Origin of the sequence: Aeromicrobium marinum DSM 15272 (assembly GCF_000160775.2) — a bacterium.
Lineage (GTDB): Bacteria > Actinomycetota > Actinomycetes > Propionibacteriales > Nocardioidaceae > Aeromicrobium > Aeromicrobium marinum.
On sequence record NZ_CM001024.1, the window covers coordinates 697,218 to 723,236 of the forward strand.

Below are 26,019 nucleotides of genomic sequence, written 5' to 3' on the forward strand. Positions count from 1 at the left end.
GAAGAAGGCAGGCACACACATGGCGGAACTCACGATCCGTCCGGACGAGATCCGCGACGCGTTGCAGAAGTTCGTGGCCGACTACAAGCCGGCCGCAGCCGCGGCCGAAGAGGTCGGCATCGTCGCCGAGGCCGGTGACGGCATCGCGCGCGTCGAGGGACTGCCCTCGGCGATGGCCAACGAGCTGCTGGAGTTCGAGGACGGCACGTTGGGCCTGGCGCTCAACCTCGACGTCCGCGAGATCGGCGTCGTCATCCTCGGTGAGTTCTCCGGCATCGAGGAGGGTCAGAAGGTCCGTCGCACCGGTGAGGTCCTCTCCGTCCCCGTCGGTGACGCCTACCTCGGTCGCGTGGTGGACCCGCTGGGCTCCCCGATCGACGGGCTCGGCGAGATCGAGTCGAGCAAGCGTCGCGCGCTGGAGCTGCAGGCCCCCAACGTCATGCAGCGCAAGAGCGTGCACGAGCCGCTGATGACCGGGCTCAAGTCGATCGACTCGCTCACCCCGATCGGCCGCGGTCAGCGCCAGCTGATCATCGGTGACCGCCAGACCGGCAAGACCGCCATCGCGATCGACACGATCATCAACCAGAAGGCGTTCTGGGAGTCCGGCGACGAGTCCAAGCAGGTGCGCTGCATCTACGTGGCCATCGGTCAGAAGGGTTCGACCATCGCCGCCGTGCGCGGCGCCCTGGAGGAGGCCGGCGCGCTGGAGTACACCACCATCGTGGCCGCTCCCGCCTCGGACTCGGCCGGCTTCAAGTACCTCGCCCCGTACACCGGCTCGGCCATCGGCCAGGAGTGGATGTACGCCGGCAAGCACGTGCTGATCGTGTTCGACGACCTGTCCAAGCAGGCCGAGGCCTACCGTGCGGTGTCGCTGCTGCTGCGTCGCCCGCCGGGCCGCGAGGCCTACCCCGGCGACGTGTTCTACCTGCACAGCCGGCTGCTGGAGCGCTGCGCCAAGCTCAGCGACGAGCTGGGCGCCGGCTCGATGACCGGCCTGCCGATCATCGAGACCAAGGCCAACGACGTGTCGGCCTACATCCCGACCAACGTCATCAGCATCACCGACGGCCAGATCTTCCTGCAGTCCGACCTCTTCAACGCCAACCAGCGTCCCGCGGTCGACGTCGGCATCTCGGTGTCGCGCGTGGGTGGTGCGGCGATGCAGAAGTCGATGAAGGCGGTCACCGGTTCGCTCAAGGTCGAGCTCGCGCAGTACCGCGCGATGGAGGCGTTCGCGATGTTCGCCTCCGACCTCGACGCCGCGTCCAAGCAGCAGCTGGCCCGTGGTCAGCGCATCATGGAGCTGTTCAAGCAGGGTCAGTACGAGCCGTTCCCGGTCGAGCACCAGGTCGTGTCGATCTGGGCCGCGTCGGCGGGCAAGCTCGATCCCGTGCCGGTCGAGGACATCAGCCGGTTCGAGACCGAGTTCCTCGACTACCTCAAGCGCTCGCACACCGGGATCCTCGACGCGATCCGCGAGACCGGGAAGTTCGAGGACGACAGCAAGCAGGCGCTCGAGGAGGCCTACGAGTCGTTCACCGACCAGTTCGAGACGTCCGAGGGCGGCTCGATCAAGGTCGGTCACGAGGAGCACGAGGCCCTGTCCGACGAGGACGTCGAGCAGGAGCAGATCGTCAAGCAGAAGCGGGGCTGACGATGGCAGCTTCGGTCCGTGAACTCCGCGCGAAGATCAGGTCGACCCAGGCCACGAAGAAGATCACGCGCGCCATGGAGCTGATCGCCGCCTCGCGCATCATCAAGGCGCAGCAGCGAGCGGCGGCGGCAGCGCCGTACGCCCGTGAGCTGACCCGCGCCGTGTCGGCGGTCGCCACGTTCTCCAACGTCGACCACCCGTTGACGACCGAGAAGGAGAACCCGACCCGGGCCGCCGTGCTGGTCGTGGCGAGCGACCGCGGTCTGGCCGGTTCCTACTCCTCGGCCGTCATCAAGGAGGCCGAGCGTCTCGTCGAGAAGCTGACGAACGAGGGCAAGGAGGTCGACCTGTACCTCACCGGACGCAAGGCGGAGGCGTACTACAACTTCCGCCAGCGTCCGTTCGTCACCTCGTGGACCGGGTTCTCCGACAAGCCGGAGTTCTCCGACGCCCGCGACATCGGCACCACGCTGGTGCGGGCGTTCAACTCCGGTGACGACGAGGACGACACGGTCGATCCCGCCCGTGCGGCCGACGAGCTGCACGTGGTCTTCACCCGGTTCCGGTCGATGCTGACCCAGGAGCCCGACGTGATCCGGCTGCTGCCGCTGGAGGTCGTCGAGGGCACCGAGGCTCCCGAGGAGTCCGAGCTGCTGCCGCTGTACGAGTTCGAACCGTCCGCGCACGAGGTGCTCGACGCGCTGCTGCCGAAGTACGTCAACAGCCGGATCTACTTCTGCCTGCTGCAGGCCTCGGCCTCCGAGCTCGCGGCGCGGCAGAAGGCCATGAAGTCGGCGACGGACAACGCCGAGGACCTGATCCAGAAGTACACCCGGACTGCCAACCAGGCCCGCCAGGCGGGCATTACCCAGGAGATCAGCGAGATCGTCGGTGGCGCCAACGCGCTGGCCGACGCCACCGCTGGGAGCGAGTGAGAGAGATCATGACTGCAACCGTCGAAGAGAAGACCCTGGCCACGGGCCGCGTGGCGCGCGTCATCGGCCCGGTGCTCGACATCGAGTTCCCGAGCGATGCGATCCCCGAGATGTACAACGCGCTGAAGGTCGACACCACGATCGACGGCGTCACCGAGACGCTGACCCTCGAGGTCGCGCTGCACATCGGTGACGGCCTGGTGCGCGCCATCAGCCTGCGTCCGACCGACGGCATCGTGCGCGGCGCGACCGTCATCAACACCGGCGAGCCGATCACCGTGCCCGTCGGCAACCAGACGCTCGGCAAGGTGTTCAACACCACCGGCGACGTCATGAACCTGGCCGAGGGCGAGGTGTGGGAGGTCGAGGAGCGTCGCGGCATCCATGCCAAGGCCCCGGCGTTCGACCAGCTGGAGTCCAAGACCGAGATGTTCCAGACCGGCATCAAGGTCATCGACCTGCTGACGCCGTACGTGCTGGGCGGAAAGATCGGCCTGTTCGGTGGTGCCGGCGTCGGCAAGACCGTGCTCATCCAGGAGATGATCGCCCGTGTGGCGCGCGACCACGGTGGCGTGTCGGTGTTCGCCGGCGTGGGTGAGCGCACCCGCGAGGGCAACGACCTCATCGCCGAGATGGAGGAGGCGGGCGTCCTCGGACAGACCGCCCTGGTCTTCGGCCAGATGGACGAGCCGCCCGGAGCCCGCCTGCGCGTCGCCCTGTCGGCCCTCACCATGGCCGAGTACTTCCGCGACGTCCAGAACCAGGACGTGCTGCTGTTCATCGACAACATCTTCCGGTTCACGCAGGCCGGCTCGGAGGTCTCCACGCTGCTCGGCCGCATGCCGTCCGCCGTGGGCTACCAGCCGACGCTGGCCGACGAGATGGGCGTCCTGCAGGAGCGCATCACCTCCACGCGCGGTCACTCGATCACCTCGCTGCAGGCGATCTACGTGCCGGCCGACGACTACACCGACCCGGCCCCGGCCACGACGTTCGCCCACCTGGACGCCACGACCGAGCTCAACCGTGAGATCGCGTCGATGGGCATCTACCCGGCCGTGGACCCGCTGACCTCGACGTCGCGGATCCTCGACCCGCGGTACATCAGCCACGACCACTACACGACCGCCAACCGGGTCAAGAGCATCCTGCAGCGCAACAAGGAGCTGCAGGACATCATCGCGATCCTCGGTGTCGACGAGCTGAGCGAGGAGGACAAGACGCTGGTGTCCCGCGCCCGTCGCATCCAGCGCTTCCTCTCCCAGAACACCTACGTGGCCAAGCAGTTCACCGGCATCGAGGGCTCGACCGTCTCCATCGACGAGACGATCGACGGCTTCACCAAGATCTGCGACGGCGACTACGACCACGTGGCGGAGCAGGCGTTCTTCATGTGCGGCGGTCTCGAGGACGTCGACGCCAACTGGGAACGAATCCAGAAGAGCCTCTGATGGCAGCCAAGGAACAGGGCAAGGCCCTCCAGGTCGAGCTCGTGGCCGCTGACCGGGTCGTGTGGTCCGGTCAGGCAGGCGAGGTGAGCGCGCGCACGGTCGAGGGTGACCTCGGCGTGCTGCGCGGTCACACCCCGTTGCTCTCCCTGCTGGTGCCCGGCGTCGTCGTGATCCGGTCCACCGACGGTGAGACGGTGCGCGCGGCCGTGGCCGAGGGCTTCCTCTCGGTCGCGAACGACCACGTGTCGATCCTCAGCGAGGACGTGTACCTGGAGTCCGAGCTCGACACGGCGACCATCCAGCACGAGATCGAGACGGCACGAGCCGCCGAGGACCACGACGCGGTGCTGCGCGCGGAGGCCAAGTTCCGCACCATCGGCAAGGCGTCCTGACGACCTGAGGGGGTTCACCGTGCCACTGTGGCTGTGGTTCGTCGACTCCCTTGCCGTGCTCGCCATCTTGGCGATCCTGGTGCTGATCGCCGTCGTGATCCGTCGGCGGTACCTGGAGCGGACCGCTGGCGCCTTCGAGATGAGCATCAACCGGCACGAGGCGCCCGGTCCGCGGGGATGGATCCTGGGCGTCGCCGTCTACGGGGCCACCGAGGTCGAGTGGTACCGCACCTTCTCGTTGTCATGGCGGCCCCGGCACCGGTTCCCGCGCGGTGAGGTGGCGATCGAGGGTCGCCGCCAGCCGCAGGGCGCGGAGGCCTTCACCCTGCACCCCGGTCAGGTCGTGGCGACCTGCACGACCTCCTCGGGGGTCCGTCAGCTCGCGATGAGTCCCACCTCGCTCACCGGGCTGCTCGCGTGGCTGGAGTCGTCGCCGCCGGGCCGCGGTGTCAACAAGGTCGTCTGATGACGACGACGGCGTCCCGCGCTAGTCTGGGACCAACGGCGCCGTCATCGACGGTGTCGAGGGAGAGGACCTCCGGGTCCGCCGTCGTCGTGAGGACATCGAGATGAAGAAGTTCGCCGCCGCATTCGCTCTGGTGTTGGTGCCGGTTCTCGGCACCACCCCCGCCGCCTCCGCAGCCCCGTCAGAGCCGTCGACGTCGACGGTCAAGATCGGCAAGGCTGCCGGACCTGCGGGAGGGTCGTTCGTCGTCGCGCGGGCGATCGACTGGCACTGACCGGTCAGCGCTGACTCGTCAGCACCGCACCGTCACGCCTGGCGCTCGCCGCCGGGCACCCACAGCACGTCCCCGCGTCCGGTGTTCGCGCACCGGGCCAGGATGAACAGCAGGTCGCTCAGTCGGTTGAGGTAGGTGGCCGTGAGCGGGTTCATGCTGTCGCCGTGCTCCTCGATGGCCGACCACGCAGCCCGCTCGGCGCGCCGCACGACGGTCCGGGCGACGTGCAGATGGGCCGCGGAGGGCGTGCCGCCGGGCAGGATGAACGACCGCAGCTTCTCCACCCGCTCGTTGTAGAGGTCGCACCACTGCTCGAGCCGCTCGACGTAGTCGGGCTCCACCCGCAGCGGCGGGTACGGGGGGTCGTCCACCACGGGGGCACCGAGGTCGGCACCGACGTCGAACAGGTCGTTCTGCACGTGGGTCAGGACCGCGGCGACGTCGTCGTCGAGCTCGCCCAGCGAGAGCACCACGCCCAGGTGGCTGTTGGCCTCGTCGACGTCGGCGTAGGCGACCAGACGCCGGTCGTTCTTGCTGGTGCGACTCATGTCGACCAGCGCCGTGGTGCCGTCGTCTCCGGTGCGGGTGTAGATCCTCGTCAGGTTGACCATGGGGCCGAGCGTATCGGCCGGTCCGTGGAGCGACCGACCCCCACGCGACTGTTGCGTGCCTCACCGTCGGTGCGGTGGACGTTTACGTCACGGTAATCTGCCCCCATGCCTGACAAGTCTGCGCCTGACAAGCCCTGGGTGATGCGCACCTACGCCGGACACAGCTCCGCCGCGGAGTCCAACGCCCTGTACCGCAAGAACCTGGCCAAGGGTCAGACCGGTCTCTCGGTGGCGTTCGACCTGCCGACCCAGACCGGGTACGACCCCGACCACGAGCTCTCGCGCGGCGAGGTCGGCAAGGTGGGCGTGCCGATCCCGCACCTGGGGTCGATGCGCCGGCTGTTCCAGGACATCCCGCTCGGCGAGATGAACACGTCGATGACGATCAACGCCACCGCCATGTGGCTGCTGGCCATGTACCAGGTCGCCGCGGAGGAGCAGGGCGTCGATGCCGCCGAGCTGGCCGGCACCACCCAGAACGACATCATCAAGGAGTACCTGTCGCGCGGCACCTACGTGTTCCCGCCGGAGTCCTCCCTGCGACTCACGACCGACATGATCGCCTACACGGTCAGCTCCATCCCGAAGTGGAACCCGCTGAACATCTGCAGCTACCACCTGCAGGAGGCCGGTGCGACTCCGACGCAGGAGCTGGCCTACGCCCTCACCACGGCGATCGCGGTGCTGGACTCGGTGCGTGACTCCGGACAGGTGCCGCCCGAGGAGTTCGAGCGGGTCGTGGGACGCATCTCGTTCTTCGTCAACGCCGGGGTGCGGTTCATCGAGGAGATGTGCAAGATGCGTGCCTTCGGTGCGCTGTGGGACGAGATCACCCGCGAGCGCTACGGCGTGACCGACCCGAAGATGCGACGTCTGCGCTACGGCGTGCAGGTCAACTCCCTCGGGCTCACCGAGGCGCAGCCCGAGAACAACGTGCAGCGCATCGTCCTGGAGATGCTCGGTGTCACGCTCAGCAAGGACGCGCGCGCCCGCGCGGTGCAGCTGCCGGCCTGGAACGAGGCCCTGGGCCTGCCTCGGCCGTGGGACCAGCAGTGGTCGCTGCGGCTGCAGCAGGTGCTGGCGTTCGAGTCCGACCTGCTGGAGTACGACGACATCTTCGAGGGGTCGGTGGTCATCGAGGCCAAGGTCGCCGAGCTGGTCGAGGGCGCGAAGGCCGAGATCGACCGCGTGCAGGCGATGGGCGGCGCGGTCGCGGCCGTGGAGTCCGGCTACATGAAGCAGGCGCTGGTCTCGTCGCACGCCGAGCGTCGGGCGCGGATCGAGTCGGGCGAGATGAAGGTCGTGGGCGTCAACTCCTACACCTCCACCGAGCCGTCGCCGCTGACCGCCGACCTCGACGGCGCCATCATGGCCTCCGACCCGCAGGCCGAGGCCAACGCCGTGGCCGACGTGCAGCAGTGGCGCAGCCAGCGCGACCAGGCCGCGGTCGACGCCGCCCTGGAGCGACTCGCCGCCGAGGCCAAGACCACGACCAACCTGATGGCAGCGACCCTCGACGCGGTCCGGGCCGGCGCGACGGTGGGGGAGTGGTCGCACACCCTGCGTGGCGTGTTCGGTGAGTACCGGGCACCGACCGGCGTGGCCGGGGTGGTCGGTGTCGCCGAGGCGGGTGCCGAGCTCACCGCGGTGCGCGAGAAGGTGGCTCGCACCGGCGAGGAGCTGGGTGGCCGGTTGCGCTTCCTCGTCGGCAAGCCGGGCCTCGACGGGCACTCCAACGGCGCCGAGCAGGTGGCCGTGCGGGCCCGCGACGCCGGGTTCGAGGTCGTCTACCAGGGCATCCGGCTGACCCCGTCGCAGATCGTGGCGGCGGCGGTGGCCGAGGACGTGCACGTGGTGGGCCTGTCGATCCTGTCGGGGTCGCACATGGAGCTGGTGCCGGAGGTGCAGAAGGGCCTGCTGGAGGCGGGTCTGGACAACGTCCCGGTCATCGTCGGTGGCATCATCCCCGACTCCGACGCTCGCCGGCTCGAGGCCGAGGGCATCGCTGCGGTCTTCACGCCCAAGGACTTCGGGATGACCGACATCATGGACCGCGTCGCCGACGAGGTCCGCAAGGCCAACGGCCTCTCCTGAGGTCAGCCGGTCCTTGCTGGCGGGCGGTTCCGTCGAGCCCGTAGGCTCGCGGTGCGGCTCAGGCGGCGACCTTGCTCTTCTTGTCGGACTTCTTGACCTTGACCAGCTTGCGCTTCTTGACCGTGTAGCCGGGGGGAAGAGTGCCCTTCTTCATCATCTGCAGGGGGCAGCGCTTGCAGGCAGGCTTGTCGCTGCAGCACTTCTTCTTCGGCTTCGGAGGCACGACACCACCGTACCTCAGGTTAGGCTAACTACACTTTCCAGGAGGGGTTCACCATGGCGGCACCAGCCTTCACGCAGAAGCTCAACGAGCAGCTCGGCAACGAGTTCGCGGCCCACCAGCAGTACATCGCGATCGCGACCTTCTACGACGCGCTCACGATGCCGCAGATCGCCGGGCTCTTCTACCAGCAGGCGGTGGAGGAGCGCGAGCACGCGATGATGATGATCCGCTACCTCCTCGACGCCGACGAGACGCCGCTGATCCCGGCCACCCCGGCCCCGCAGACCGGGTTCGCCGACGTGGTCGCGCCGGTGCGGCTGGCGCTGGAGCAGGAGAAGCGCGTCACGCAGCAGATCAACGAGCTGACCCGCATCGCTCGCGACGCCAGCGACTTCGCCTCCGACCAGTTCATGCAGTGGTTCATCAAGGAACAGGTCGAGGAGGTCGCCAAGATGAGCGACCTGCTGGCCGTGGTCACCCGCTCGGCGGACGACTACGAGCGCATCGAGGACTGGATCGCTCGCGAGGACAAGGGCTCCGACGGCGACCCGACGGCGCCGCCCGCCGCCGGTGCGTAGGCAGGCGCAGGCCGGCATCGTCCTGCTCGGACTGCTGGCGGGGTGCGGATCGGTCGACGACCCGTCGCCGGGCGCGGAGCCCGGGCCGACGGCGGCCGACCCGACGTCGACCGCCGGCACCGGCACCTCGCTGCGCATCGAGGTGACGACCGACGAGGGAGCCGCCCCGCGGGTGCTGACGCTCACCTGCGACCCGGCGGGCGGCGAGCACCCGCAGCCGGAGCAGGCGTGCGCCGCTCTCGACGCTGCAGGAGGCGAGGTCTTCGACCCGGTCGGCCCGGACGAGATCTGCACGATGATCTTCGGTGGACCCCAGCGAGCCGAGGTGTCGGGGACGTACCGGGGCGAGCCCGTCGACGCTGCGTTCAGCCGCTCCAACGGCTGCGAGATCGACCGGTGGGACACGCTCGGCACGACGTTCTTCGACGTTCCCCTGCAGTGATCAGAACAGCCTGAGGCTGGGATCGTCGATGCCGCGGAGCTCGTCGTAGTTCACGACGACGCACTCGATCCCGCGGTCGGTCGCCAGGACGCGCGCCTGCGGCTTGATCTCCTGCGCGGCGAAGATCCCGCGCACCGGGCGCAGGCCCGGGTCGCGGTTCATCAGCTCGAGGTAGCGCGTCAGCTGCTCGACGCCGTCGATGTCGCCGCGCCGCTTGATCTCCACGGCGACCGATGCGCCCGCCGGATCCTTGCAGAGCAGGTCGACGGGCCCGATCGCCGTCATGTACTCCCGCCGGACCAGGCTCATGCCGACGCCGAGCGCCGACGTGTGCTCGGCCAGCAGCTCCTGCAGGTGCTTCTCGACCCCGTCCTTCTGCAGGCCGGGATCGACGCCCAGGTCGTGCGAGGAGTCGTGCAGCACCTCCTCGAGCCGGATGCGCAGCGTGTCGTCGGACTTGGTGGCCGACACGACCCACTCGGCCACCCCGTCGTCGGCCACGCCCTCGCGCAGCGTGCACGGGGGGCTCATCCAGTTGAGCGGCTTGTACGAGCCGCCGTCGGAGTGCACCAGCACCGAGCCGTCGTTCTTGACCATGATGACCCGGGTGGCCGGCGGCAGGTGCGCCGAGAGCCGCCCCGCGTAGTCGACCTGGCAGCGGGCGATGACCAGCCGCACGGTCAGCGCTTCGAGAGGGTGCCGAGCATGAACTCCCAGTCGTCGCCGACCCGGACCCCTTCGGTGGTGTTGCCGTCGCCGCCGATCAGCAGCAGCGTGTCGCCCGACAGCTCCCACTCGCCGGAGCGGAAGTCCACGTTGCCCTGGAAGTCCTCCACGAAGGTGCCGTCGGCGGCGAACCGCACGGTCCAGTCGGCCTCCTCGCTGCGCCAGGTGCCGACCAGCTCCGCGGCCGGCCCGTCAGGGGTCTGCGAGGGCTCGGTCGTCGGCGACGGAGTCGCCTCGGACGTCGTGCCGCTCGTCGGTGAAGGGCTCGCCGAGGGGTCGTCGTCCGGCTCGCCGCACCCCGCCAGCACCGTCATCACGGCCACCACGAGGCCTGTGGCCACCTGCACACGTCGATTCATCGGCTCCCCGTCCCAGCGTCGTCACGGTCACGCTAGTGTGTCACGACCGCTTCACTACTGAGGAGTAGCCATGCAGGAGATCGTCGACCGTCTGACCGGTACCGACCGAGGTGCCGAGATCGCTCGAACGCTGATCTACCCCTACCTGAACCACGCCGCCACGATGTTCGAGAGCGGCTACGCGACCGCCGCCGACATCGACGCGTCGATGCGCTTCGGCTGTGGATACCCCGTCGGCCCCCTGGCCCTCGTCGACGCCCTCGGCGCGGCGACCGTGGTGGCCGGCCTGGAGGCGCAGCGCGCCACCACCGGCGATCCGCTGCACCAGCCGGCGCCCGTCCTCACGCGGCTCTCGGGCTCCGGTTCGACCTTCGAGGCCGAAGCCGCCTCCGCGGACGCTCCGGCCGCGCCGGAGCTGCGGCACTCCATCGGCTCGGTCGGCGTCGTCGGTACCGGCACGATGGCGTCCGGCATCGTCGAGGTGTTCGCCAAGGCGGGCTACGACGTCACCTACGTCGGCCGCGGTGAGACCCAGCTCGCCGGCGTCGAGGCCGCCATCACCAAGAACCTCGACCGGGCGATCGCGAAGGGCCGCCTGGACGAGGACGCCAAGTCCGACCTGCTGGGCCGGATCTCGGGCTCGACCGAGCGCGAGGCCCTGGCCGGCGTCGACATCGTGGTCGAGGCGATCGCCGAGGACCTCGACATCAAGCTGCAGCTGTTCCGTGACCTCGACCGGATCACCAAGCCCGGTGCGATCCTGGCGACCACGACGTCCTCGCTCTCGATCGACGCGCTGGCCGCCGAGACCGCCCGTCCGTCCGACGTGATCGGGATGCACTTCTTCAACCCGGCGCCGGTCATGAAGCTCGTCGAGGTCGTCTCGGGCGCCGCGACGTCGGCCGAGGTGGCCGAGACCACCCGGGCCCTGTGCCTGTCGGTCGGCAAGCACCCGGTGTCGTGCACCGACCGGGCCGGGTTCATCGTCAACGCGCTGCTGTTCCCGTACCTGAACGACGCCGTCAACCTGCACGTGGCCGGCGGCGGCACGCTGGAGGAGATCGACACCGCCCTCAAGGAGACCCGTCTGCCGATGGGTCCGTTCGAGCTGCTCGACGTCGTCGGCAACGACGTGTCCCTTGCGATCCAGCAGACGCTGCACGCCACGTTCGGGCACGACGGCTGGACGCCGGCACCCCTGCTCGAGCAGGTCGTGGCCGAGGGCAGGCTGGGGCGCAAGACCAAGGCAGGCTTCCACACCTACTGAGGCCGGACCGGCCGCCGTCCGCGCGCGGCACGAATCACCTCGACGAGGCGGTAACCCCCGGGCTGCCGCCTCGTTGTGGTGTACAGGACGGACGTCAGGAGGCGCGGATGAGCACGGCAGCAGTGCAGCGGACCGCGCAAGTGGTTCGGGTCGCCTTCTCGTGCGCGGTCGGCGCCTACGTCTGTGGTGTGGCGGCCCTGGGGTTGTTCAACGACAACCTGCGGTCGGTGGACCTGACGCCGACGATGACCCAGTCATCGGTTCCCGCCGCGCCGTAGACTCCGTCCATGCCCCGCCGCCGTCCGCCACGCCGGACCGCGGCCCGACCGCTGGGCGGGGACGAGATCGAGCACCGCGGATCCGGCGCGTGGCACGTGCGCCGGCTGACCGGTGCGACGACGGCCAAGACCTACACCTGCCCGGGCTGCCACCGGCCGATCCCTCCCGGGACGGCCCACGTCGTCGCCTGGCCGGTCGAGAAGGCCCTCCTGAGTCGCGACGCCCTCGACGAACGTCGACACTGGCACCGCACCTGCTGGGAGCGCGGTCGCTGAGCCGTCAGCTCGTGCTGGTCGGGGCCTCGTCGTCGTCGGCGGCGTCGTCGTCCTGCTCGCCCTCGAGGTCAGCCACCTCGGCGCCCGCTGCCACCTCGCCCAGATCGCTGCTGGGGGCGAAGGTCGAGACGATGTCCCGCAGCTGGCCCATCTGGGAGACGATGCGCTCGCGCTTGCGCTCCAGCTCCTCGACCTCCGAGCGCAGGGCCCGCGTGTGGCGCTCGACCTCGGTGGTGGCTCCGACGCGGATGTTCTCGGCGTCGGCCCGGGCCTGGGCGACCACCGCAGCGGCTTCCCCCCGGGCGTTCTCGAGCAGCTGGGTGGCCTCGGCCGTGGCGTTGTCACGTGCGGTGGTGGCCTGCCCGAGGATCTCCCGCGCCCGCTGGTCGGCGGCGCCGGCGCGGGACTCCGCGTCGGCGACCAGCTGCGCGGTCTGCTGGGCGGCCGACTCGTGGTGCTCGGCGGCCTCGCGGGCCAACCGCTCCTTCTCGACCGCCAGCACCCGACGGGCCTCGGTGACCTCGCGGTCGGCGGCCGCACGGGACTGCTCGACCTCTCGGGTCGCCCCCAGCCGCATCGACTGGGCGTCCTGCTCGGCGGCGATCTTGACCCGGGCCGCCTCGCGCTCGGCCTGGTCGCGCAGGTCGGCTGCGGTGGCGGTGGCCTCGGTGTGCAGGGCGTGGGCCTCGTCGAGCAGCTGCTTGCGCTTGGCCTCCAGCTCGCTGACGGCCGTGGTGCGCAGCTCCTCGACCTCCGCCGAGGCCTCGGCGCGCAGCAGGGCCGCGTCCTCGTGGGCACTCGCCACGACCTCGGCGGCCTCACGGGTGGCCCGCTCGCGCACCTCGGCGGCCTCCGCCTCGGCCAGCCCGAGCAGCTGGGCGGCGTGGTTGCCCAGGCCGGCGTAGCTGGGACGGTCGACGGCCTCGACGCGCTCGGTCAGCTCGGCGATGCGGGCGGCCTGCTCCTCGTTGGTGCGGGCCAGCTGGTCATGGGCCTGCTGCAGGTCGCGGACGGCTTCGGCGGCCTTGGTGAGCTCGGCCGACTGGGACCGGACCCAGGCGTCGACCGCGTCGGGGTCGTACCCACCTCGTCGCGCCGGCGGGAAGCTGGCGTTGGCGGACTGGGCCGCGGCATCGAAGATGGACACTCCGGACTGATCGGACATAACGCTCCAAGGCAGGTGACAGCAGGGTGGAGGTGAGGGTCGTCGCCCATTCTACTGCCCGCACCGAACGCTCCCGTGCACCGCGCTCGACCCGCGGGACGGACCGCGCACCACGGTCCACGAACGCCACGAGGGGGCGCGACCGCGTCGGTCGCGCCCCCTCGTGGGACCGGGTTGGGGAAGGCGTCAGATGCCCCGGAAGCGGTTGATCGCGTCGAGGTGCTTGGCCCGCTTCTCGGCGTTGCGGACGCCGAGACCCTCCTCGGGGGAGAGCGCGAGCACGCCGACCTTGCCCTGGTGCAGGTTGTGGTGCACGTCGAGCGCCGCCTGGCCGGTCTCGGCCAGGGGGTAGACCTTCGAGACGGTCGGGTGGATGAGGCCCTTCTCGATCAGCCGGTTGGCCTCGTAGGCCTCACGGTAGTTCGCGAAGTGCGAGCTCTTGATCTGCTTCAGGTTCATCCACAGGAAGCGGTTGTCGTACTCGTGCATGTAGCCCGAGGTCGACGCGCAGGTGATGATGGTGCCGCCCTTGCGGGTCACGTAGACCGACGCGCCGAAGGTCTCACGACCCGGGTGCTCGAAGACGATGTCCGGGTCCTCGCCGCCGGTGAGCTCACGGATCTTCTTGCCGAAGCGACGCCACTCCTTGGGGTCCTGCGTGCTCGGGTCGCTCCAGAACTTGTAGCCCTCGGCCGAACGGTCGATGACGTGCTCGGCACCGAGCGAGCGGACGATCTCGGCCTTCTCCGGCGACGAGACGACGCACACGGGGATGGCTCCGCCGTTGAGCGCCATCTGCGTCGCGTAGGAACCCAGGCCGCCGGAAGCGCCCCAGATCAGCACGACGTCGCCCTGCTTCATGTTGGCGCCGTTCTTGGACACCAGCTGGCGGTAGGCGGTGGAGTTCACCAGGCCGGGGCTCGCCGCCTCCTCCCACGACAGGTGGTCGGGCTTGGGCATGAGCTGGTTGGACTTGACGATGGCCAGCTCGGCCAGACCGCCGAAGTTGGTCTCGAAGCCCCAGATGCGCTGCTGCGGATCCATCATGGTGTCGTCGTGGCCGTCGGGGCTCTCCAGCTCGACCGACAGGCAGTGCGCGACGACCTCGGCGCCCGGCTTCCAGGCGTTGACGCCCGGACCGGTGCGCAGCACGACGCCGGCGAGGTCGGAGCCGACCACGTGGTAGGGCAGGTCGTGACGCTTGGAGTACTCCGAGAGCTTGCCGTACCGCTCGAGGAAGCCGAACGTCGAGACCGGCTCGAAGATCGAGGTCCACACGGTGTTGTAGTTGATGGCGCTGGCCATCACGGCCACGAGGGCCTCACCCGGGGCGAGCTCGGGGACGGGCACGTCGTCCAGGTGCAGGCTCTTGCGGGGGTCCTTCTCCTTGGTCGGCACCCCCTCGAACATCTTCTCGTCCTCCTTGTGGACGGTGATGGCCTTGTAGGTCTTCGGGATGTCGATCGCGGCGTACTCCTCCGAGGAGGTGTCGCCGGCCTGGATGGCATCGAGAATGTTCTGCACAGGTGTCCTCCGGGTCAGGGTTGCGCCGATGTTACCGGCGGGAAACGTGGGCCGCCCACGTGGTGGCGTGTGACTCCGGTCTCCGTCGACGGGGACCGGCGCCGCGACGGGTCAGTGGTGCAGGTCGCCGGCGGGCTCGACCAGCTCGACGAGCACGCCACCGGCGTCCTTGGGGTGGACGAAGTTGACGCGGCTGCCACCGGTGCCGTTCTTCGGCGCGTCGTACAGCAGCCGGACGCCGCGCTCGCGCAGCGTGGCTCCGACGGCGTCGATGTCCGACACCCGGTAGGCCAGCTGCTGCACGCCCTGCCCGTTGCGGTCGAGGAACTTCGCGATCGTCGACTCCGGGCTGAGCGGTGCGAGGAGCTGGATGAAGGAACCGGAGTCACCGACGGCGAGCATCGCCTCGCGGACTCCCTGCTCCTCGTTGACCTCCTCGTGCACGGAGTGCAGGCCGAAGGTGCTGCCGTAGAACTCGATGGCCTCGTCGAGGTCGGGCACGGCGATGCCGACGTGGTCGATCGCCAGGAGCAGGTGGTCGGGAACGATGGGCTCGGTCATGCCAGCAGGGTAGAGCAGGGGCGCGTCCGGCCCCCGTGGTGTTCGGCACACCGGGGTAACGGGCCTGTAACCCGCGAGTACAGTGACGACATCGTCAGGCTTCGAAGGAGTTCCACATGACCACCTCCGTCATCGTCGCGGGTGCGCGCACCCCGATCGGCCGCCTCCTCGGCGGCCTCAAGACCTTGTCCGGGTCCGACCTGGGCGGCCTCGCCATCAAGGGCGCGCTCGAGAAGGCCGGCGTCGCCGGCGACCAGGTCGAGTACGTGATCATGGGTCAGGTCCTCGGCGCCGGCGCCGGCCAGGTGCCGGCCCGTCAGGCCGCCTACAAGGGCGGGATCCCGCTGGGCGTCCCGGCCCTGACCATCAACAAGGTGTGCCTGTCGGGCATCAACGCCATCGCGCTGGCCGACCAGCTGATCCGGGCGGGTGAGTACGACGTCGTCGTCGCCGGCGGTCAGGAGTCGATGACCCAGGCGCCGCACCTGTTGAAGAACTCGCGCGAGGGCCACAAGTACGGGGCCACCACGATGCTCGACCACATGGAGTACGACGGGCTCTGGGACGCGCTGACCGACCAGGCCATGGGCAAGCTGACCGAGCAGTGCAACGCCGAGGGTCTCGGCCTGTCGCGCGAGGAGCAGGACGCCTTCGGTGCGCGCTCGCACCAGCTGGCGGCCACCGCGGCCAAGAACGGTGTGTTCGACGACGAGATCGTCCCGGTCGAGATCCCGACCCGCAAGGGCGACCCGGTCGTCGTCAGCGCCGACGAGGGTGTCCGGGGTGACACCACCGGCGAGTCGCTGGGCAAGCTGCGTCCCGCGTTCGCCAAGGAGGGCACCATCACGGCCGGCACCGCCAGCCAGATCTCCGACGGCGCCGCCGCCGTGGTCGTCATGAGCAAGGCCAAGGCCGAGGAGCTCGGTCTGTCCTGGATCGCCGAGATCGGTGCCTCCGGTGTCGTCTCGGGACCCGACTCGACCCTGCAGCTGCAGCCGGCCAACGCGATCGCGAAGGCCTGCGAGAAGGAGGGCATCTCCGCCTCCGACCTCGACCTGGTCGAGATCAACGAGGCCTTCGCCGCGGTCGGTCTGGCGTCCGCCCGCGAGCTCGGCATCAGCGAGGACATCGTCAACGTCAACGGCGGGGCGATCGCCCTCGGCCACCCGATCGGCATGAGCGGCGCCCGTATCGTGCTGCACCTCGCGCTGGAGCTCGGGCGTCGTGGCGGAGGCGTCGGCGCAGCCGCACTGTGCGGTGGCGGAGGACAGGGCGACGCCCTGATCATCCGCGTGCCGCAGGCCTGACCCCGGGTCGACAGGAGCCGTCGATGGCGCGTCGCACCGACGACGTCGACGAGCTGGTCGAGACCGCGTGCGGCGACGGCCCGGGCAAGCCCCGGGCCGTCGCCCGTCTCATCTCGTTGGTCGAGGACGACTCGCCGGCCCTGCGCGACGTCGCGCGGGCCCTGGTGCCCCGGACCACCGGCGCCCACGTCGTGGGTCTCACCGGCTCGCCCGGCGTGGGCAAGTCGACGTCGACCTCCGCGCTGGTGACGGCCCTGCGCGCGGCCGACCACACCGTCGGGGTGCTGGCGGTCGACCCCACCTCGCCGTTCTCCGGCGGGGCGCTCCTGGGCGACCGGGTCCGGATGACCGAGCACGCCACCGACCCGCGCGTCTTCATCCGGTCGATGGCGAGCCGGGGTCACCTCGGCGGGCTCTCGGCGGCGGCGCCGCAGGCCCTGCGCGTGCTCGACGCGGCCGGTTGCGACGTGGTTCTCGTCGAGACCGTCGGTGTCGGACAGTCCGAGGTCGAGATCGCCGGTCTGGCCGACACCACCCTGGTGCTGCTCGCCCCGGGCATGGGTGACGGGATCCAGGCCGCCAAGGCCGGGATCCTGGAGATCGGCGACCTGTTCGTGGTCAACAAGGCCGATCGGGACGGCGCAGCGACGACGCGGCGCGAGGTGCGGGCCATGCTGTCGATGACCGACCGGGTCGACGGCGCGTGGAAGCCACCGATCACGCTCACGGTCGCCACGACCGGGCAGGGCGTGGACGAGGTCGTGCAGCACATCGAGGAGCACCGCGCCCACCTGGAGTCGTCCGGCCAGGGGGAGCGGCGCCGTGTGGCGAGAGCGCGACGCGAGATCGAGGCCATCGCCCTCGGCGAGGTGAGCCGGCGCTTCGACCACCTGTCGGGCGACCACCGGCTCGACGGACTGGCCGCCGACGTCGTCGGGGGCCGACAGGATCCGTTCTCCGCGGCGGACTCGCTCATCGCCGGACTCTGACTCCTCGGCGCGCCTGCGCCGCCGGGCGGCACAGGTGCACTAGACAGGATGCGTGCTGAAGAAGCTCCTCGTCCTGCTCGTGGCCGGATTCGCCGTCTACTACCTGCTGACGGCCCCGGCTGCTGCCGCCGACGCCGTCGAGGGAGCCTTCGACGCCGTCATCGACGGGTTCGGCAGCGTCGGCGTGTTCGTGCAGGAGCTCTTCCAGTAGGGGGAGCCCCATGATCCAGCTGCTGATCGACCGCATCCCCGACCAGCAGGTCGACGCCCACCTGCTGAGCGAGGAGGGTGAGGTCGTCGTCGACCTCGTCCGCAAGCACTCGATCGTCTACGCGCTCCCGGCGACCGAGCTCCTCCTCGTGGCGGCGTCGTGGATCGTGGCCGTGCTCGGCCCGATCGACCTCGGGTGGTTCTTCCTCCTCCTCGGGTTCGCGCTGGCGGGCCACGCGGTGTACGGGACCGCCCGGGAACGCCGCGACATCTTCGTCATCACCAACATGCGGGTGTTCCGGGCCTCGGGGGTCTTCAACGTGAAGATCGCCACGATGCCCATCACCCGGATCCTGGACATCACGGTCGACAAGCCGCTGGTGGGTCGGGTGCTGGGGTACGGGCACTTCGTGTTCGAGTCGGCCGCGCAGGCCCAGGGGCTGCGGGACATCCGCTACATCGGGGACCCCGACCGGCGCGACCTGACGATCCAGCGGGTGGTGCAGCGGGCCGGTCTGCGAGGCCCCCGCACGGGGGTGGATCCGCTCGACGGGCGGTGACCGCGCGCGGGGTCCCCTGCCTAGGATGGTGGGCATGAACTTCTCGCGACCAGGCGCCATCGACCTGTCCGCCCTCGCTCCACGGCCGCCCGCCGCGGCCGGTGCACCCGGTCCTGCCGGCGCCGGCTACGTGGTGGACGCCACCGAGCAGGACTTCCAGACCGTCGCCCTGGAGGCGTCGTTGCGGCACCTCGTGGTGCTGAGCCTGTGGTCCCCCCGCTCGCCGCAGGGCCCGGAGTTCAACGCCCGCCTGGCGGCGGTCACCAACTCCTACGACGGGCAGATCCTGCTGGTGCAGGTCGACGTCGACAGCCAGCCCGGCATCGGCCAGGCGCTCGGCGCCCAGGCCGTCCCGCTCGTGGTCGGCCTGGTCAAGGGTCAACCGGTCCCGCTCTTCCAGAGCACCGTCGACGACGAGCAGATCCGCTCGTACTTCGACGAGCTGATCCGGGTCGCCGCCCAGAACGGTCTGACCGGACGCGCCGACCCGGTGGGATCGGGCGAGCCGGTGGCCGAGCCCGACGACGACCCGGTCGACGACCCGCGGTTCGCGGCGGCCGACGCCGCGTTCGCCACCGGCGACCTCGCGCTGGCCGTGGCCGAGTACGAGAAGCTCGCCGCGCAGCACCCGGGTGACGACGAGGTCAAGGAGCGGCTGGCGGGCGCCCGGCTGATGCATCGCACCCATGGCGCGGACCTCACCTCTGCGCGCCAGGCCGCTGGCGACGCTCCCGACGACGTCGACGCGCAGCTGTTGGTGGCCGACCTCGACGTCAGCGGCGGACACGTGGAGGACGCCTTCGGCCGGCTGCTGGACCTGGTGGCGCGGTCGGCAGGTGCCGAGCGTGAACGCGTCCGTGAGCGACTGCTCGAGCTGTTCACGGTGGTCGGTGTGGCCGACCCGCGGGTCGCCGCGGCGCGTCGACGTCTTGCCACTGCCCTGTTCTGAAGGCTCGGGCAGGTAGGGTGACGGCGCGCTGAGTGCGCCACAGGGAGTCGTCGATGCAGAACAAGGCCGCGTGGGCCGTCACCGGTCTCGGTGGCGTCCTGCTGCTGTTCGGTGCCACCGTGATGGTCCTGCTGGGGCCGGACGGTCGCTTCGTCACGGGCCCCCACGCCGTCGACACCGACGGCGTGGCCGTCGTCACCGCCCCGGGGGTCGTGTCGTGGCGCGGGCTGCAGGTCGACCTGCTGGCCGAGCTGCCGGTCGGCAAGCCGGTCTTCGTGGGGGTCGGCAACTCCGTCGACGTCGAGGACTACCTGCGCGACACCGCCCGCATCGAGGTGACCTCGTTCAGCACGCCGTGGACCGTGGAGTCCCGCGAGGTGGACGGTGACGCGAACCTGCCGAGTGCCCCGACGGCCCTGGACTGGTGGATCGCCGACCAGGCCGGGCTCGGTGGGGCGATGATCAGCCTCCCCCTGCCGGACGAGACCGTGTCGGTGGCGATCCTGTCGGTCGGCTCGGCCAACCTGGCCGGACTCGAGGTCACCTTCGCGTACGGGGTCCGCGGCGGTTTCGGGCAGGGAGCGAGCCTGGCGATGTTCGGGGCCGGGCTGCTCTGGGCCGGCCTGCTGCTGCGCCGTGGAGCCGGGTTCGCCGACGTGGTCACCCTGGATGCCGCGGGCCACCACGTCATCGAGGAGGAAGTGTTCGTGTGGGTCGACGAGGACGGGGTGGAGCACGAGATCTCGGCCGACGAGCTGGACGAGCTGGGTGACGTCGAGGTCGTCGACGAGCCGGCCGAGGAGGAGCGATGAACCGCCGCGCGCTGCGGCCCGTCGCCGGGCTCCTGGTGGTGGCCGTCCTGGCTGCCGGCTGCACGATCCCGCGTGAACGGTCCGCCGTCGAGGTGAACAAGCCGGCCGTCACCGCCGACCGTGCCCAGGAGATCTTCGACCGCTACCGCGAGGTCCGCAATGCCGCGATCGGTCTGCTCGACCCCCGGCCGTTGTCGATCGTGGAGTCCGGAGCCGTGCTGGCCATCGACACCGGGTCGTTCGAGGTGGCCCAGCAGCTCTCGACCGACCGGGCCGAGATCGGTCCCATCGAGGTGCGCCGGGTCCTCACGCCGGTGTTCAGCGAGTACCCGTTGTGGTTCGTCGCCGTGGTGCGCGAGGCCGACGCGGACGTGCAGCGGGTGCAGGTGTTCGAGCGGACGCGGGCGGTCGATCCGTGGTTGCTGGTGGCCACCCCGGAGGTCGTCGCCGATGCCGAGCTGCCGTCGATCCGCACCGGCGGCGAGGGTGTCGCGGTCACGGTCGACCCCGCCAACGGGCGAGGTCTCGCCGCGTCCCCGCAGGACGCCGCGGTCGCCTACGCCGAGACCCTCGCGGGGCTCGACCCCGACAGCGACGGGACCGATGACGACTTCGTGCTGCAGATGCGCCGCCTCGCTGACCAGAACGCTTCCCTCGACGGGGTCGACTTCGAGCAGTCCTGGGCGGCCGAGGACGTCCGCTTCGTGCTCCGCACCAGCGACGGGGGCGCTCTCGCTTTCGTGACCCTGGCGAGGGACGACACCTATCGGGTCCCGGCCGGCCTGTCGGTGCGGTGGCCGGAGGGCTCGGCCCAGGCGGCGTTCCTCGACGAGGGCATCACGGGCTCCGGGACGTTGCAGTACCGGCACCAGGTGCTGCTGCAGCTGCCCCCGGGGGACGGCGCCCCGCGGGCCATCGGTCAGTTCGGGGGATTCGTCGGTCTGGCCGACTGACGCGTCAGGGTGCCAGGGGAGCGTCCCGGTAGGCGGTGACCGTCCCCTCGCGCACGTGACGCAGCATCTCCTGCGACGCCGCCGTGGCGCGGGCGGACAGGTCGTCCGGCGTGCACCAGTGGACGGCGGCGATCTCGTTGGCCTGCAGGTCGAACGTGTCGACGATCTCGGGCTCGGCGACGCCGAGGTCGAACAGGAACATGCACGCGTCGTCCCAGCCGCGCCACGCGGGCAGCCAGGTCACCGTCAGCAGCCCCCGGACCTCGACGGTCACGCCGAGCTCCTCGGACAGCTCGCGCACGAGACCGACCGCGGGCGACTCCCCGACCTCGATCACGCCCCCGGGGAGGTCCCACTCCGTCTTGTAGGTCAGCTCGCACATCAGCACCCGACCGGCCGGGTCGCGGACCAGGCCCTGGCTGATGACGCGCTTGGTCGGCAGTCCCGCGTTCAGGATGGCGATGAAGGCGTCGCGGCTGTCCAACGGTGGGTCGTCGGCCAGGCGCGCGACCAAGACCCGGTCGGCGTCGGACCCGCCGCGCAGCACTCCCTCACGTCGCATGCCGGCGATCGACGCGGCCCGGATGTCGGCGGTGCGGTCGACCGGGACCCGCGCCTCGACCCGCGTCGCGCCGAGCTCGCCGAAGGTGTGGTCGAAGACCAGACGCAGGGTGCGGACGGCCCACGTCATGGCGTCGGGGCCGGTGCCCAGGTTCCAGCGCGCCGAACGGACCCCCGCCGACTCCTCGCGCAGGGCGACGGAGCCGACCCGCTCGTCGTCGACGAGGACCGCGAAGCCGTCGAACCCGCCGGTGCTGCGCGTCGGCCGGAGGACGAGGTCGCCGTCCCGGAGCTCGCCGGTGGCTGCGGGCAGGGGGTCGGACATGCGGGCTCCCGGGGACGAGACGGCGGACGGGTCCACCGTACGACGCGCCGCCGTGGCCCGCGCCCCGGTCGACGTGGGCCACCATGGTGCGATGAGCGACACCACCGTCCGGCCGGCCCGGACCGACGACGTCCCACGGATCCATGCGCTGGTGCACGAGCTGGCCGCGTACGAGCGCGAACCGGACAGCTGCACCGTGACGGTCGACCAGCTCCGGACGGCGTTGTTCGGGGACGCCCCGGCGCTGTTCGCCCATGTGGCGGTCGTCGACGACGACGTGGTCGGCACCGCGATCTGGTTCCTCAACTACTCCACGTGGGACGGCGCGCACGGCATCTACCTCGAGGACCTGTTCGTCCGGCCGGACGTCAGGGGCAGGGGAGCGGGGCGGGACCTCCTGGCGACCCTGGCCCGCCTGTGCGCAGCACGCGGCTACTCACGTCTCACGTGGTCCGTGCTCGACTGGAACGCTCCCTCGATCGCCTTCTACGAGTCGCTCGGCGCACGGCCCATGGACGGGTGGTCGACCTACCGACTCTCGGGCCCGGCCCTCGCCGCCCTCGGAGCCCCGCCCACCCCCTGACCTCACCACCCGCGGGACCTCACCAACCCGCGGGACCTCACCAACCCGCTGGGAGTGACGTTCCTGCCCCAGAAGAGGTGTTTCGAGGGCAGAAACGTCACTCCCAGCGGGGGAGGCAAGCAGCGGGGGAGTGGGGGGAGCTCAGGCGTCGAGGTCGGTGGCGACGAGCTCCGCGATGCGGGCCAGGGTCGCCTCGTCGTCACTCTCGACGGTGATCTCGTCGCCGGCCTTCGCGCCGAGCGTCATGATCATGAGGGCCGAGCCGGCATCGACCGGCACCCCTCCGGCGGTCGCGAGGGTGACCGGGACCCCGGCCTCCGTGGCGGCCTGGGCGATGGTGGCGGCGGGACGGGCGTGCAGTCCGACCGACGATCCGACGGTGACGGTGGTGGTGGCCATGGTGGTCCTCTCGGGCAGGTGGATGGTCGGTCAGACGGTGGCGGGCACGGGAGCGTCGGTCACCGGCGAGTCGGCCGGTCGGGTGACCTCCTTGAGCGCGGTCACGGCGATCGCGCTGATGACGGTACCGACGAGCAGCGAGGCCAGGAACCACGCCACGTTGTCGACGGCGAACAGCACGAAGATGCCGCCGTGGGGTGCTGCGAGGGTCACCCCGGTGCCCATCGCCATGGCGCCGGCGACCGACGAGCCGAGCATCATCGCCGGGATGACCCGCAACGGGTCGGCGGCGGCGAACGGGATCGTTCCCTCGCTGATGAACGAGGCACCCAGCAGCCACGCAGCCTTGCCGTTTTCGCGCTCGGCATTGCTGTAGAGGCGGGGCCGCAGGACGGTCGACAGCGCCATGGCGAGCGGAGGGGTCATGCCGGAGATCATCACCGCGGCCATGATCTTGAGCTCGGTGGAGTCACCGCCGGCGATCGCCCCGGCCGTGAGGCCGGTCGTGGCGAACACGTAGGCCGCCTTGTTGACCGGACCGCCGAGGTCGAAGGCCATCATCGCCCCGAGGATGGCGCCGAGCAGCACGACCGATCCGCCGGACAGGCCGTTGAGCCAGTCGGTCAGGCCGTCGGCTGCGTCGGCGATGGGGCGACCCAGCACCAGCAGCATCAGGAGACCGGCGACGATCGTGGTCACCAGGGGGATCACGACGACCGGCATCAGTCCGGCGAGCCACCGAGGGGTCGGGCGCCGGCCGAGGTAGCCGGCGACGAGGCCCGCGAGCAGGCCGCCCACGATGCCCCCGAGGAACCCGGCTCCGATCTGGTTGGCCAGGAAACCCATGACGAAGCCGGGGGCGATGCCCGGTCGGTCGGCCATCGCGTAGGCGATGTAGCCGGCGAGGGCCGGCACCAGGAACGAGAACGCCCAGCCGCCCAGGAGGAACAGCAGGGCGCCGATGAAGGTGAACAGGCTGCTGTCGAACGCGGCCTGCGGCAGCGCGTCCGGGAGGTTCAGCAGCGAGTTGCTCTGCAGGAAGAGGGTGGCGTTGTTCGCGTCGCCACCCTCGGGGGTCAGGGCGAGCTCGTAGCCGCCCAGCAGGAAGCCGAGGGCGATCAGCAGACCGCCGGCCGCCACGAACGGGATCATGTAGCTGACTCCGGTCAGCAACCACTGCCGGAGCCTGAGCCCGATCCCGGCCTCGCCGGAGGTCGTGCCCGACGGCTCGGAGGCGGCGTCCTTGGCCTCGGCCTGCACGGTGGCTGCAGCGGGGTCGGAGGCCGCGGCGACGGCGTCGGCGATCATGGCGTCCGGGTCGTTGATGGCGCGCTTGACCCCGCTGGCCACGACCGGCTTGCCGACGAACCGGGAGCGGTCCTTCACGCCGACGTCGGTGGCGAAGATGACCGCGCCGGCCCGCCGCAGCACGTCGGCGGCCACGGGGGTGGAGCCCGACGACCCCTGGGTCTCGACGGTCAGGGTGACCCCCGCCCGGTCGGCGGCGGCGGTCAGTGCGTCGGCCGCCATGTAGGTGTGCGCGATGCCGGTGGGGCACGCCGTGACGGCCACGATCGAGACGCCGGCGGTCGGAGCGGCCTGCGCGGTGGGAGCCGCGTCCGGGGCGATCGCCTCGTTCACGAGCGACACGACGGCCTCGGCGTCGGGTGCCGCGCGCAGGGCCGCGGTGAAGTCCGGTCGCACGAGCGAGCGGGCCAGGGCCGACAACAGCGTGAGGTGGTCGGAGTCCCCGCCCTCGGGGGCCGCGATCAGGAAGACCAGGTCGGCGCCACCGTCGGCCGCGCCGAAGTCGGCGGCCGGCCGAAGCCGGGCGAAGGCCAGGGTCGGACTGCTGACGGCCGTCGATCGGCAGTGGGGGATGGCGATGCCCCAGGGCAGGCCGGTGGCCGACTGCGCCTCGCGGGCCAGGGCGTCGTCGCGCAGCCGGTCGGCCGAGCCGGCACGGCCGGCGGCCGCCACCTGGGTGGCCAGTGCACCGATGACGGCGGCGGCGTCGGTGCCGAGGTCGGTGTCGAGTGACACGAGATCGGTGGTGATGAGTCCGAGGTCTGACATGGCTGCTGCTTCCCGCGTGAGTTCATGTGGATTTGATGTGGTCTTGTGTGGCTTTCACAGTGAACACCGGCGGGAGTGTGATGTCAAGCACGTCCGGGTGACGGGCTCTCCGGCCGGTCCGCCCGACCCTGTCTATGCTGCGACACGCAGGCCGCCGACCGCGGTGGTCACGACGCAGGAGGCCGTCATGGGTGAGTTCGTCCGGCTCGAGGTCGAGGCAGGCGTGGGGACGCTGCGCCTGGACCGTCCGAAGATGAACGCTCTCGACGCGCAGATGCAGCGCGAGATCATCGAGGCCGCCGTCGAGGCCGACCGACGTGACGACGTGGCCGCCGTCGTCCTCTACGGCGGTGAGCGGGTCTTCGCCGCCGGTGCGGACGTCAAGGAGATGCAGACCATGACCTACCAGGAGATGGTCCTCCACGGTCACCTGCTGCAGGACTTCACCCGTGCGGTCGCGGCGATCGGCAAGCCGACGGTCGCCGCCATCACCGGGTTCGCGCTCGGTGGCGGCTGCGAGGTGGCGCTGGCGGCCGACGTCCGGATCGCCGCCGACTCCGCGAAGCTCGGACAGCCGGAGATCGGCCTCGGCATCATCCCGGGCGCCGGTGGCACCCAACGGCTGGCCCGGCTGGTCGGCCCGGCCCGCGCGAAGGACCTGATCTTCACCGGACGCTTCGTCGATGCCGCCGAGGCGCTCGAGATCGGCCTGGTCGATCGGGTGGTCCCCGCCGCCGACGTCCACACGGCAGCCGTCGAGTGGGCCACGCAGTTCGTGGGGGGCCCGGCGCTGGCGTTGCGGGCGGCGAAGAGCGCCATCGATCGTGGACTCGAGGTGGACCTGCAGAGCGGTCTGGAGATCGAGCGCCTGGAGTTCACCGGTCTGTTCGCCACCGATGACCGCACGGCGGGCATGACGTCCTTCGTGGAGGACGGTCCGGGGCGGGCCACGTTCACGGGTCGCTGAGGCTCGACGCGCTGGCCCGGGGCCGTGCGGGGAGTCCCCGATACGA

Annotated in this window: 31 protein-coding genes; 21 read left to right on the forward strand and 10 right to left on the reverse strand. The window is 70.6% G+C overall.

What is annotated here, in order from left to right; all coding sequences use genetic code 11:
• Positions 1 to 19: 19 nt before the first annotated feature.
• From atpA to HMPREF0063_RS16520, 6 genes are all read left to right on the forward strand, one after another.
• Positions 20 to 1,660: a F0F1 ATP synthase subunit alpha gene (gene atpA, locus HMPREF0063_RS03750; RefSeq protein ID WP_007077323.1), complete on the forward strand. Its 1,641-nt coding sequence runs from the start codon at positions 20 to 22 to the stop codon at positions 1,658 to 1,660.
• Between the two features lie 2 nt (positions 1,661 to 1,662).
• Positions 1,663 to 2,595, forward strand: coding sequence for a F0F1 ATP synthase subunit gamma (locus HMPREF0063_RS03755; protein ID WP_007077324.1), 933 nt, complete (start codon positions 1,663 to 1,665; stop codon positions 2,593 to 2,595).
• Positions 2,596 to 2,603: 8 nt separating this feature from the next.
• Entirely contained in the window at positions 2,604 to 4,046 is a 1,443-nt protein-coding gene (gene atpD, locus HMPREF0063_RS03760; protein WP_040320073.1) for a F0F1 ATP synthase subunit beta, read from the forward strand.
• Complete coding sequence (locus HMPREF0063_RS03765) at positions 4,046 to 4,438, forward strand: F0F1 ATP synthase subunit epsilon (protein ID WP_007077326.1); 393 nt, start codon at positions 4,046 to 4,048, stop codon at positions 4,436 to 4,438. The genes atpD and HMPREF0063_RS03765 overlap by 1 nt, the downstream gene beginning before the upstream one ends.
• A 19-nt stretch (positions 4,439 to 4,457) precedes the next feature.
• Positions 4,458 to 4,904, forward strand: a complete 447-nt coding sequence (locus HMPREF0063_RS03770; RefSeq protein WP_007077327.1) for a DUF2550 domain-containing protein — start codon at positions 4,458 to 4,460, stop codon at positions 4,902 to 4,904.
• A gap of 103 nt (positions 4,905 to 5,007) precedes the next feature.
• Complete coding sequence (locus tag HMPREF0063_RS16520; protein ID WP_007077328.1) at positions 5,008 to 5,178, forward strand: hypothetical protein; 171 nt, start codon at positions 5,008 to 5,010, stop codon at positions 5,176 to 5,178.
• A 32-nt stretch (positions 5,179 to 5,210) separates the two neighbouring features.
• On the opposite strand, the gene HMPREF0063_RS03775 is transcribed toward HMPREF0063_RS16520, so the two are convergent.
• Positions 5,211 to 5,789, reverse strand: coding sequence for a cob(I)yrinic acid a,c-diamide adenosyltransferase (locus HMPREF0063_RS03775; protein ID WP_007077329.1), 579 nt, complete (start codon positions 5,787 to 5,789; stop codon positions 5,211 to 5,213).
• 105 nt (positions 5,790 to 5,894) lie between these two features.
• On the opposite strand from HMPREF0063_RS03775, the gene HMPREF0063_RS03780 reads away from it, so the two are divergent.
• A complete protein-coding gene (locus HMPREF0063_RS03780; protein WP_040320074.1) occupies positions 5,895 to 7,883 on the forward strand; it encodes a protein meaA in 1,989 nt (662 codons plus the stop codon).
• 58 nt (positions 7,884 to 7,941) lie between these two features.
• Here HMPREF0063_RS03780 and HMPREF0063_RS16750 read toward each other — a convergent pair whose 3' ends face one another.
• Positions 7,942 to 8,106, reverse strand: a complete 165-nt coding sequence (locus HMPREF0063_RS16750) for a hypothetical protein (RefSeq protein WP_007077331.1) — start codon at positions 8,104 to 8,106, stop codon at positions 7,942 to 7,944.
• Between the two features lie 53 nt (positions 8,107 to 8,159).
• On the opposite strand from HMPREF0063_RS16750, the gene HMPREF0063_RS03785 reads away from it, so the two are divergent.
• On the forward strand, positions 8,160 to 8,684 hold the full coding sequence (locus tag HMPREF0063_RS03785) for a ferritin (RefSeq protein ID WP_007077332.1): 525 nt from the start codon (positions 8,160 to 8,162) through the stop codon (positions 8,682 to 8,684).
• On the forward strand, positions 8,677 to 9,126 hold the full coding sequence (locus HMPREF0063_RS03790) for an SSI family serine proteinase inhibitor (protein ID WP_007077333.1): 450 nt from the start codon (positions 8,677 to 8,679) through the stop codon (positions 9,124 to 9,126). The genes HMPREF0063_RS03785 and HMPREF0063_RS03790 overlap by 8 nt, the downstream gene beginning before the upstream one ends.
• Here HMPREF0063_RS03790 and nucS read toward each other — a convergent pair whose 3' ends face one another.
• Positions 9,127 to 9,804: an endonuclease NucS gene (gene nucS, locus HMPREF0063_RS03795; protein WP_007077334.1), complete on the reverse strand. Its 678-nt coding sequence runs from the start codon at positions 9,802 to 9,804 to the stop codon at positions 9,127 to 9,129. It abuts the gene before it with no gap.
• Positions 9,805 to 9,806: 2 nt separating this feature from the next.
• Entirely contained in the window at positions 9,807 to 10,211 is a 405-nt protein-coding gene (locus HMPREF0063_RS03800; protein ID WP_156794031.1) for a hypothetical protein, read from the reverse strand.
• A gap of 70 nt (positions 10,212 to 10,281) precedes the next feature.
• On the opposite strand from HMPREF0063_RS03800, the gene HMPREF0063_RS03805 reads away from it, so the two are divergent.
• From HMPREF0063_RS03805 to HMPREF0063_RS03810, 3 genes are all read left to right on the forward strand, one after another.
• A complete protein-coding gene (locus HMPREF0063_RS03805; protein WP_007077336.1) occupies positions 10,282 to 11,478 on the forward strand; it encodes a 3-hydroxyacyl-CoA dehydrogenase family protein in 1,197 nt (398 codons plus the stop codon).
• A 107-nt stretch (positions 11,479 to 11,585) separates the two neighbouring features.
• Positions 11,586 to 11,756, forward strand: coding sequence for a hypothetical protein (locus HMPREF0063_RS16525; protein WP_007077337.1), 171 nt, complete (start codon positions 11,586 to 11,588; stop codon positions 11,754 to 11,756).
• Positions 11,757 to 11,765: 9 nt separating this feature from the next.
• Complete coding sequence (locus HMPREF0063_RS03810) at positions 11,766 to 12,032, forward strand: hypothetical protein (RefSeq protein ID WP_007077338.1); 267 nt, start codon at positions 11,766 to 11,768, stop codon at positions 12,030 to 12,032.
• Between the two features lie 4 nt (positions 12,033 to 12,036).
• Here HMPREF0063_RS03810 and HMPREF0063_RS03815 read toward each other — a convergent pair whose 3' ends face one another.
• The 3 genes from HMPREF0063_RS03815 to mce form a co-directional block, all read right to left on the reverse strand.
• The gene (locus tag HMPREF0063_RS03815; RefSeq protein ID WP_156794032.1) at positions 12,037 to 13,179 is read right to left on the reverse strand and encodes a coiled-coil domain-containing protein; all 1,143 of its coding nucleotides are present in this window, start codon (positions 13,177 to 13,179) and stop codon (positions 12,037 to 12,039) included.
• Between the two features lie 204 nt (positions 13,180 to 13,383).
• A complete protein-coding gene (ccrA, locus tag HMPREF0063_RS03820) occupies positions 13,384 to 14,721 on the reverse strand; it encodes a crotonyl-CoA carboxylase/reductase (RefSeq protein ID WP_007077339.1) in 1,338 nt (445 codons plus the stop codon).
• 111 nt (positions 14,722 to 14,832) lie between these two features.
• On the reverse strand, positions 14,833 to 15,282 hold the full coding sequence (gene mce, locus HMPREF0063_RS03825; protein WP_007077340.1) for a methylmalonyl-CoA epimerase: 450 nt from the start codon (positions 15,280 to 15,282) through the stop codon (positions 14,833 to 14,835).
• A gap of 116 nt (positions 15,283 to 15,398) precedes the next feature.
• Here mce and HMPREF0063_RS03830 point away from each other — a divergent pair, with 116 nt between their 5' ends.
• Genes HMPREF0063_RS03830 through HMPREF0063_RS03855 form a run of 7 tightly spaced genes read left to right on the forward strand, consistent with a single transcriptional unit; the run spans position 15,399 to position 21,062 of the window.
• Positions 15,399 to 16,589: an acetyl-CoA C-acetyltransferase gene (locus HMPREF0063_RS03830; RefSeq protein WP_007077342.1), complete on the forward strand. Its 1,191-nt coding sequence runs from the start codon at positions 15,399 to 15,401 to the stop codon at positions 16,587 to 16,589.
• Positions 16,590 to 16,612: 23 nt separating this feature from the next.
• Positions 16,613 to 17,578 carry a methylmalonyl Co-A mutase-associated GTPase MeaB gene (gene meaB / locus HMPREF0063_RS03835; RefSeq protein ID WP_007077343.1) on the forward strand — a complete coding sequence of 322 codons (966 nt, stop codon included), beginning with the start codon at positions 16,613 to 16,615 and terminating at the stop codon, positions 17,576 to 17,578.
• Between the two features lie 52 nt (positions 17,579 to 17,630).
• Entirely contained in the window at positions 17,631 to 17,789 is a 159-nt protein-coding gene (locus HMPREF0063_RS16755; RefSeq protein ID WP_007077344.1) for a hypothetical protein, read from the forward strand.
• Between the two features lie 10 nt (positions 17,790 to 17,799).
• Positions 17,800 to 18,348, forward strand: coding sequence for a PH domain-containing protein (locus HMPREF0063_RS03840; RefSeq protein WP_007077345.1), 549 nt, complete (start codon positions 17,800 to 17,802; stop codon positions 18,346 to 18,348).
• 34 nt (positions 18,349 to 18,382) lie between these two features.
• Positions 18,383 to 19,297, forward strand: a complete 915-nt coding sequence (locus HMPREF0063_RS03845) for a tetratricopeptide repeat protein (protein ID WP_050760902.1) — start codon at positions 18,383 to 18,385, stop codon at positions 19,295 to 19,297.
• Positions 19,298 to 19,350: 53 nt separating this feature from the next.
• On the forward strand, positions 19,351 to 20,109 hold the full coding sequence (locus HMPREF0063_RS03850) for a hypothetical protein (protein ID WP_040320075.1): 759 nt from the start codon (positions 19,351 to 19,353) through the stop codon (positions 20,107 to 20,109).
• Positions 20,106 to 21,062, forward strand: coding sequence for a DUF8094 domain-containing protein (locus HMPREF0063_RS03855; protein WP_007077347.1), 957 nt, complete (start codon positions 20,106 to 20,108; stop codon positions 21,060 to 21,062). Before HMPREF0063_RS03850 ends, HMPREF0063_RS03855 begins: the two co-directional genes overlap by 4 nt.
• Positions 21,063 to 21,066: 4 nt before the next feature.
• On the opposite strand, the gene HMPREF0063_RS17305 is transcribed toward HMPREF0063_RS03855, so the two are convergent.
• Entirely contained in the window at positions 21,067 to 21,624 is a 558-nt protein-coding gene (locus tag HMPREF0063_RS17305) for an NUDIX domain-containing protein (RefSeq protein ID WP_083788970.1), read from the reverse strand.
• 415 nt (positions 21,625 to 22,039) lie between these two features.
• Here HMPREF0063_RS17305 and HMPREF0063_RS03865 point away from each other — a divergent pair, with 415 nt between their 5' ends.
• Positions 22,040 to 22,531 (forward strand): GNAT family N-acetyltransferase, encoded by a 492-nt coding sequence (locus tag HMPREF0063_RS03865; RefSeq protein WP_040320507.1) that lies wholly within the window; start codon positions 22,040 to 22,042, stop codon positions 22,529 to 22,531.
• Between the two features lie 141 nt (positions 22,532 to 22,672).
• Here HMPREF0063_RS03865 and HMPREF0063_RS03870 read toward each other — a convergent pair whose 3' ends face one another.
• A complete protein-coding gene (locus HMPREF0063_RS03870) occupies positions 22,673 to 22,930 on the reverse strand; it encodes an HPr family phosphocarrier protein (protein ID WP_007077350.1) in 258 nt (85 codons plus the stop codon).
• A 30-nt stretch (positions 22,931 to 22,960) separates the two neighbouring features.
• Positions 22,961 to 25,006: a PTS fructose transporter subunit IIABC gene (locus HMPREF0063_RS03875; protein ID WP_007077351.1), complete on the reverse strand. Its 2,046-nt coding sequence runs from the start codon at positions 25,004 to 25,006 to the stop codon at positions 22,961 to 22,963.
• 187 nt (positions 25,007 to 25,193) lie between these two features.
• On the opposite strand from HMPREF0063_RS03875, the gene HMPREF0063_RS03880 reads away from it, so the two are divergent.
• On the forward strand, positions 25,194 to 25,973 hold the full coding sequence (locus HMPREF0063_RS03880) for an enoyl-CoA hydratase/isomerase family protein (RefSeq protein ID WP_040320508.1): 780 nt from the start codon (positions 25,194 to 25,196) through the stop codon (positions 25,971 to 25,973).
• Positions 25,974 to 26,019 lie beyond the last annotated feature (46 nt).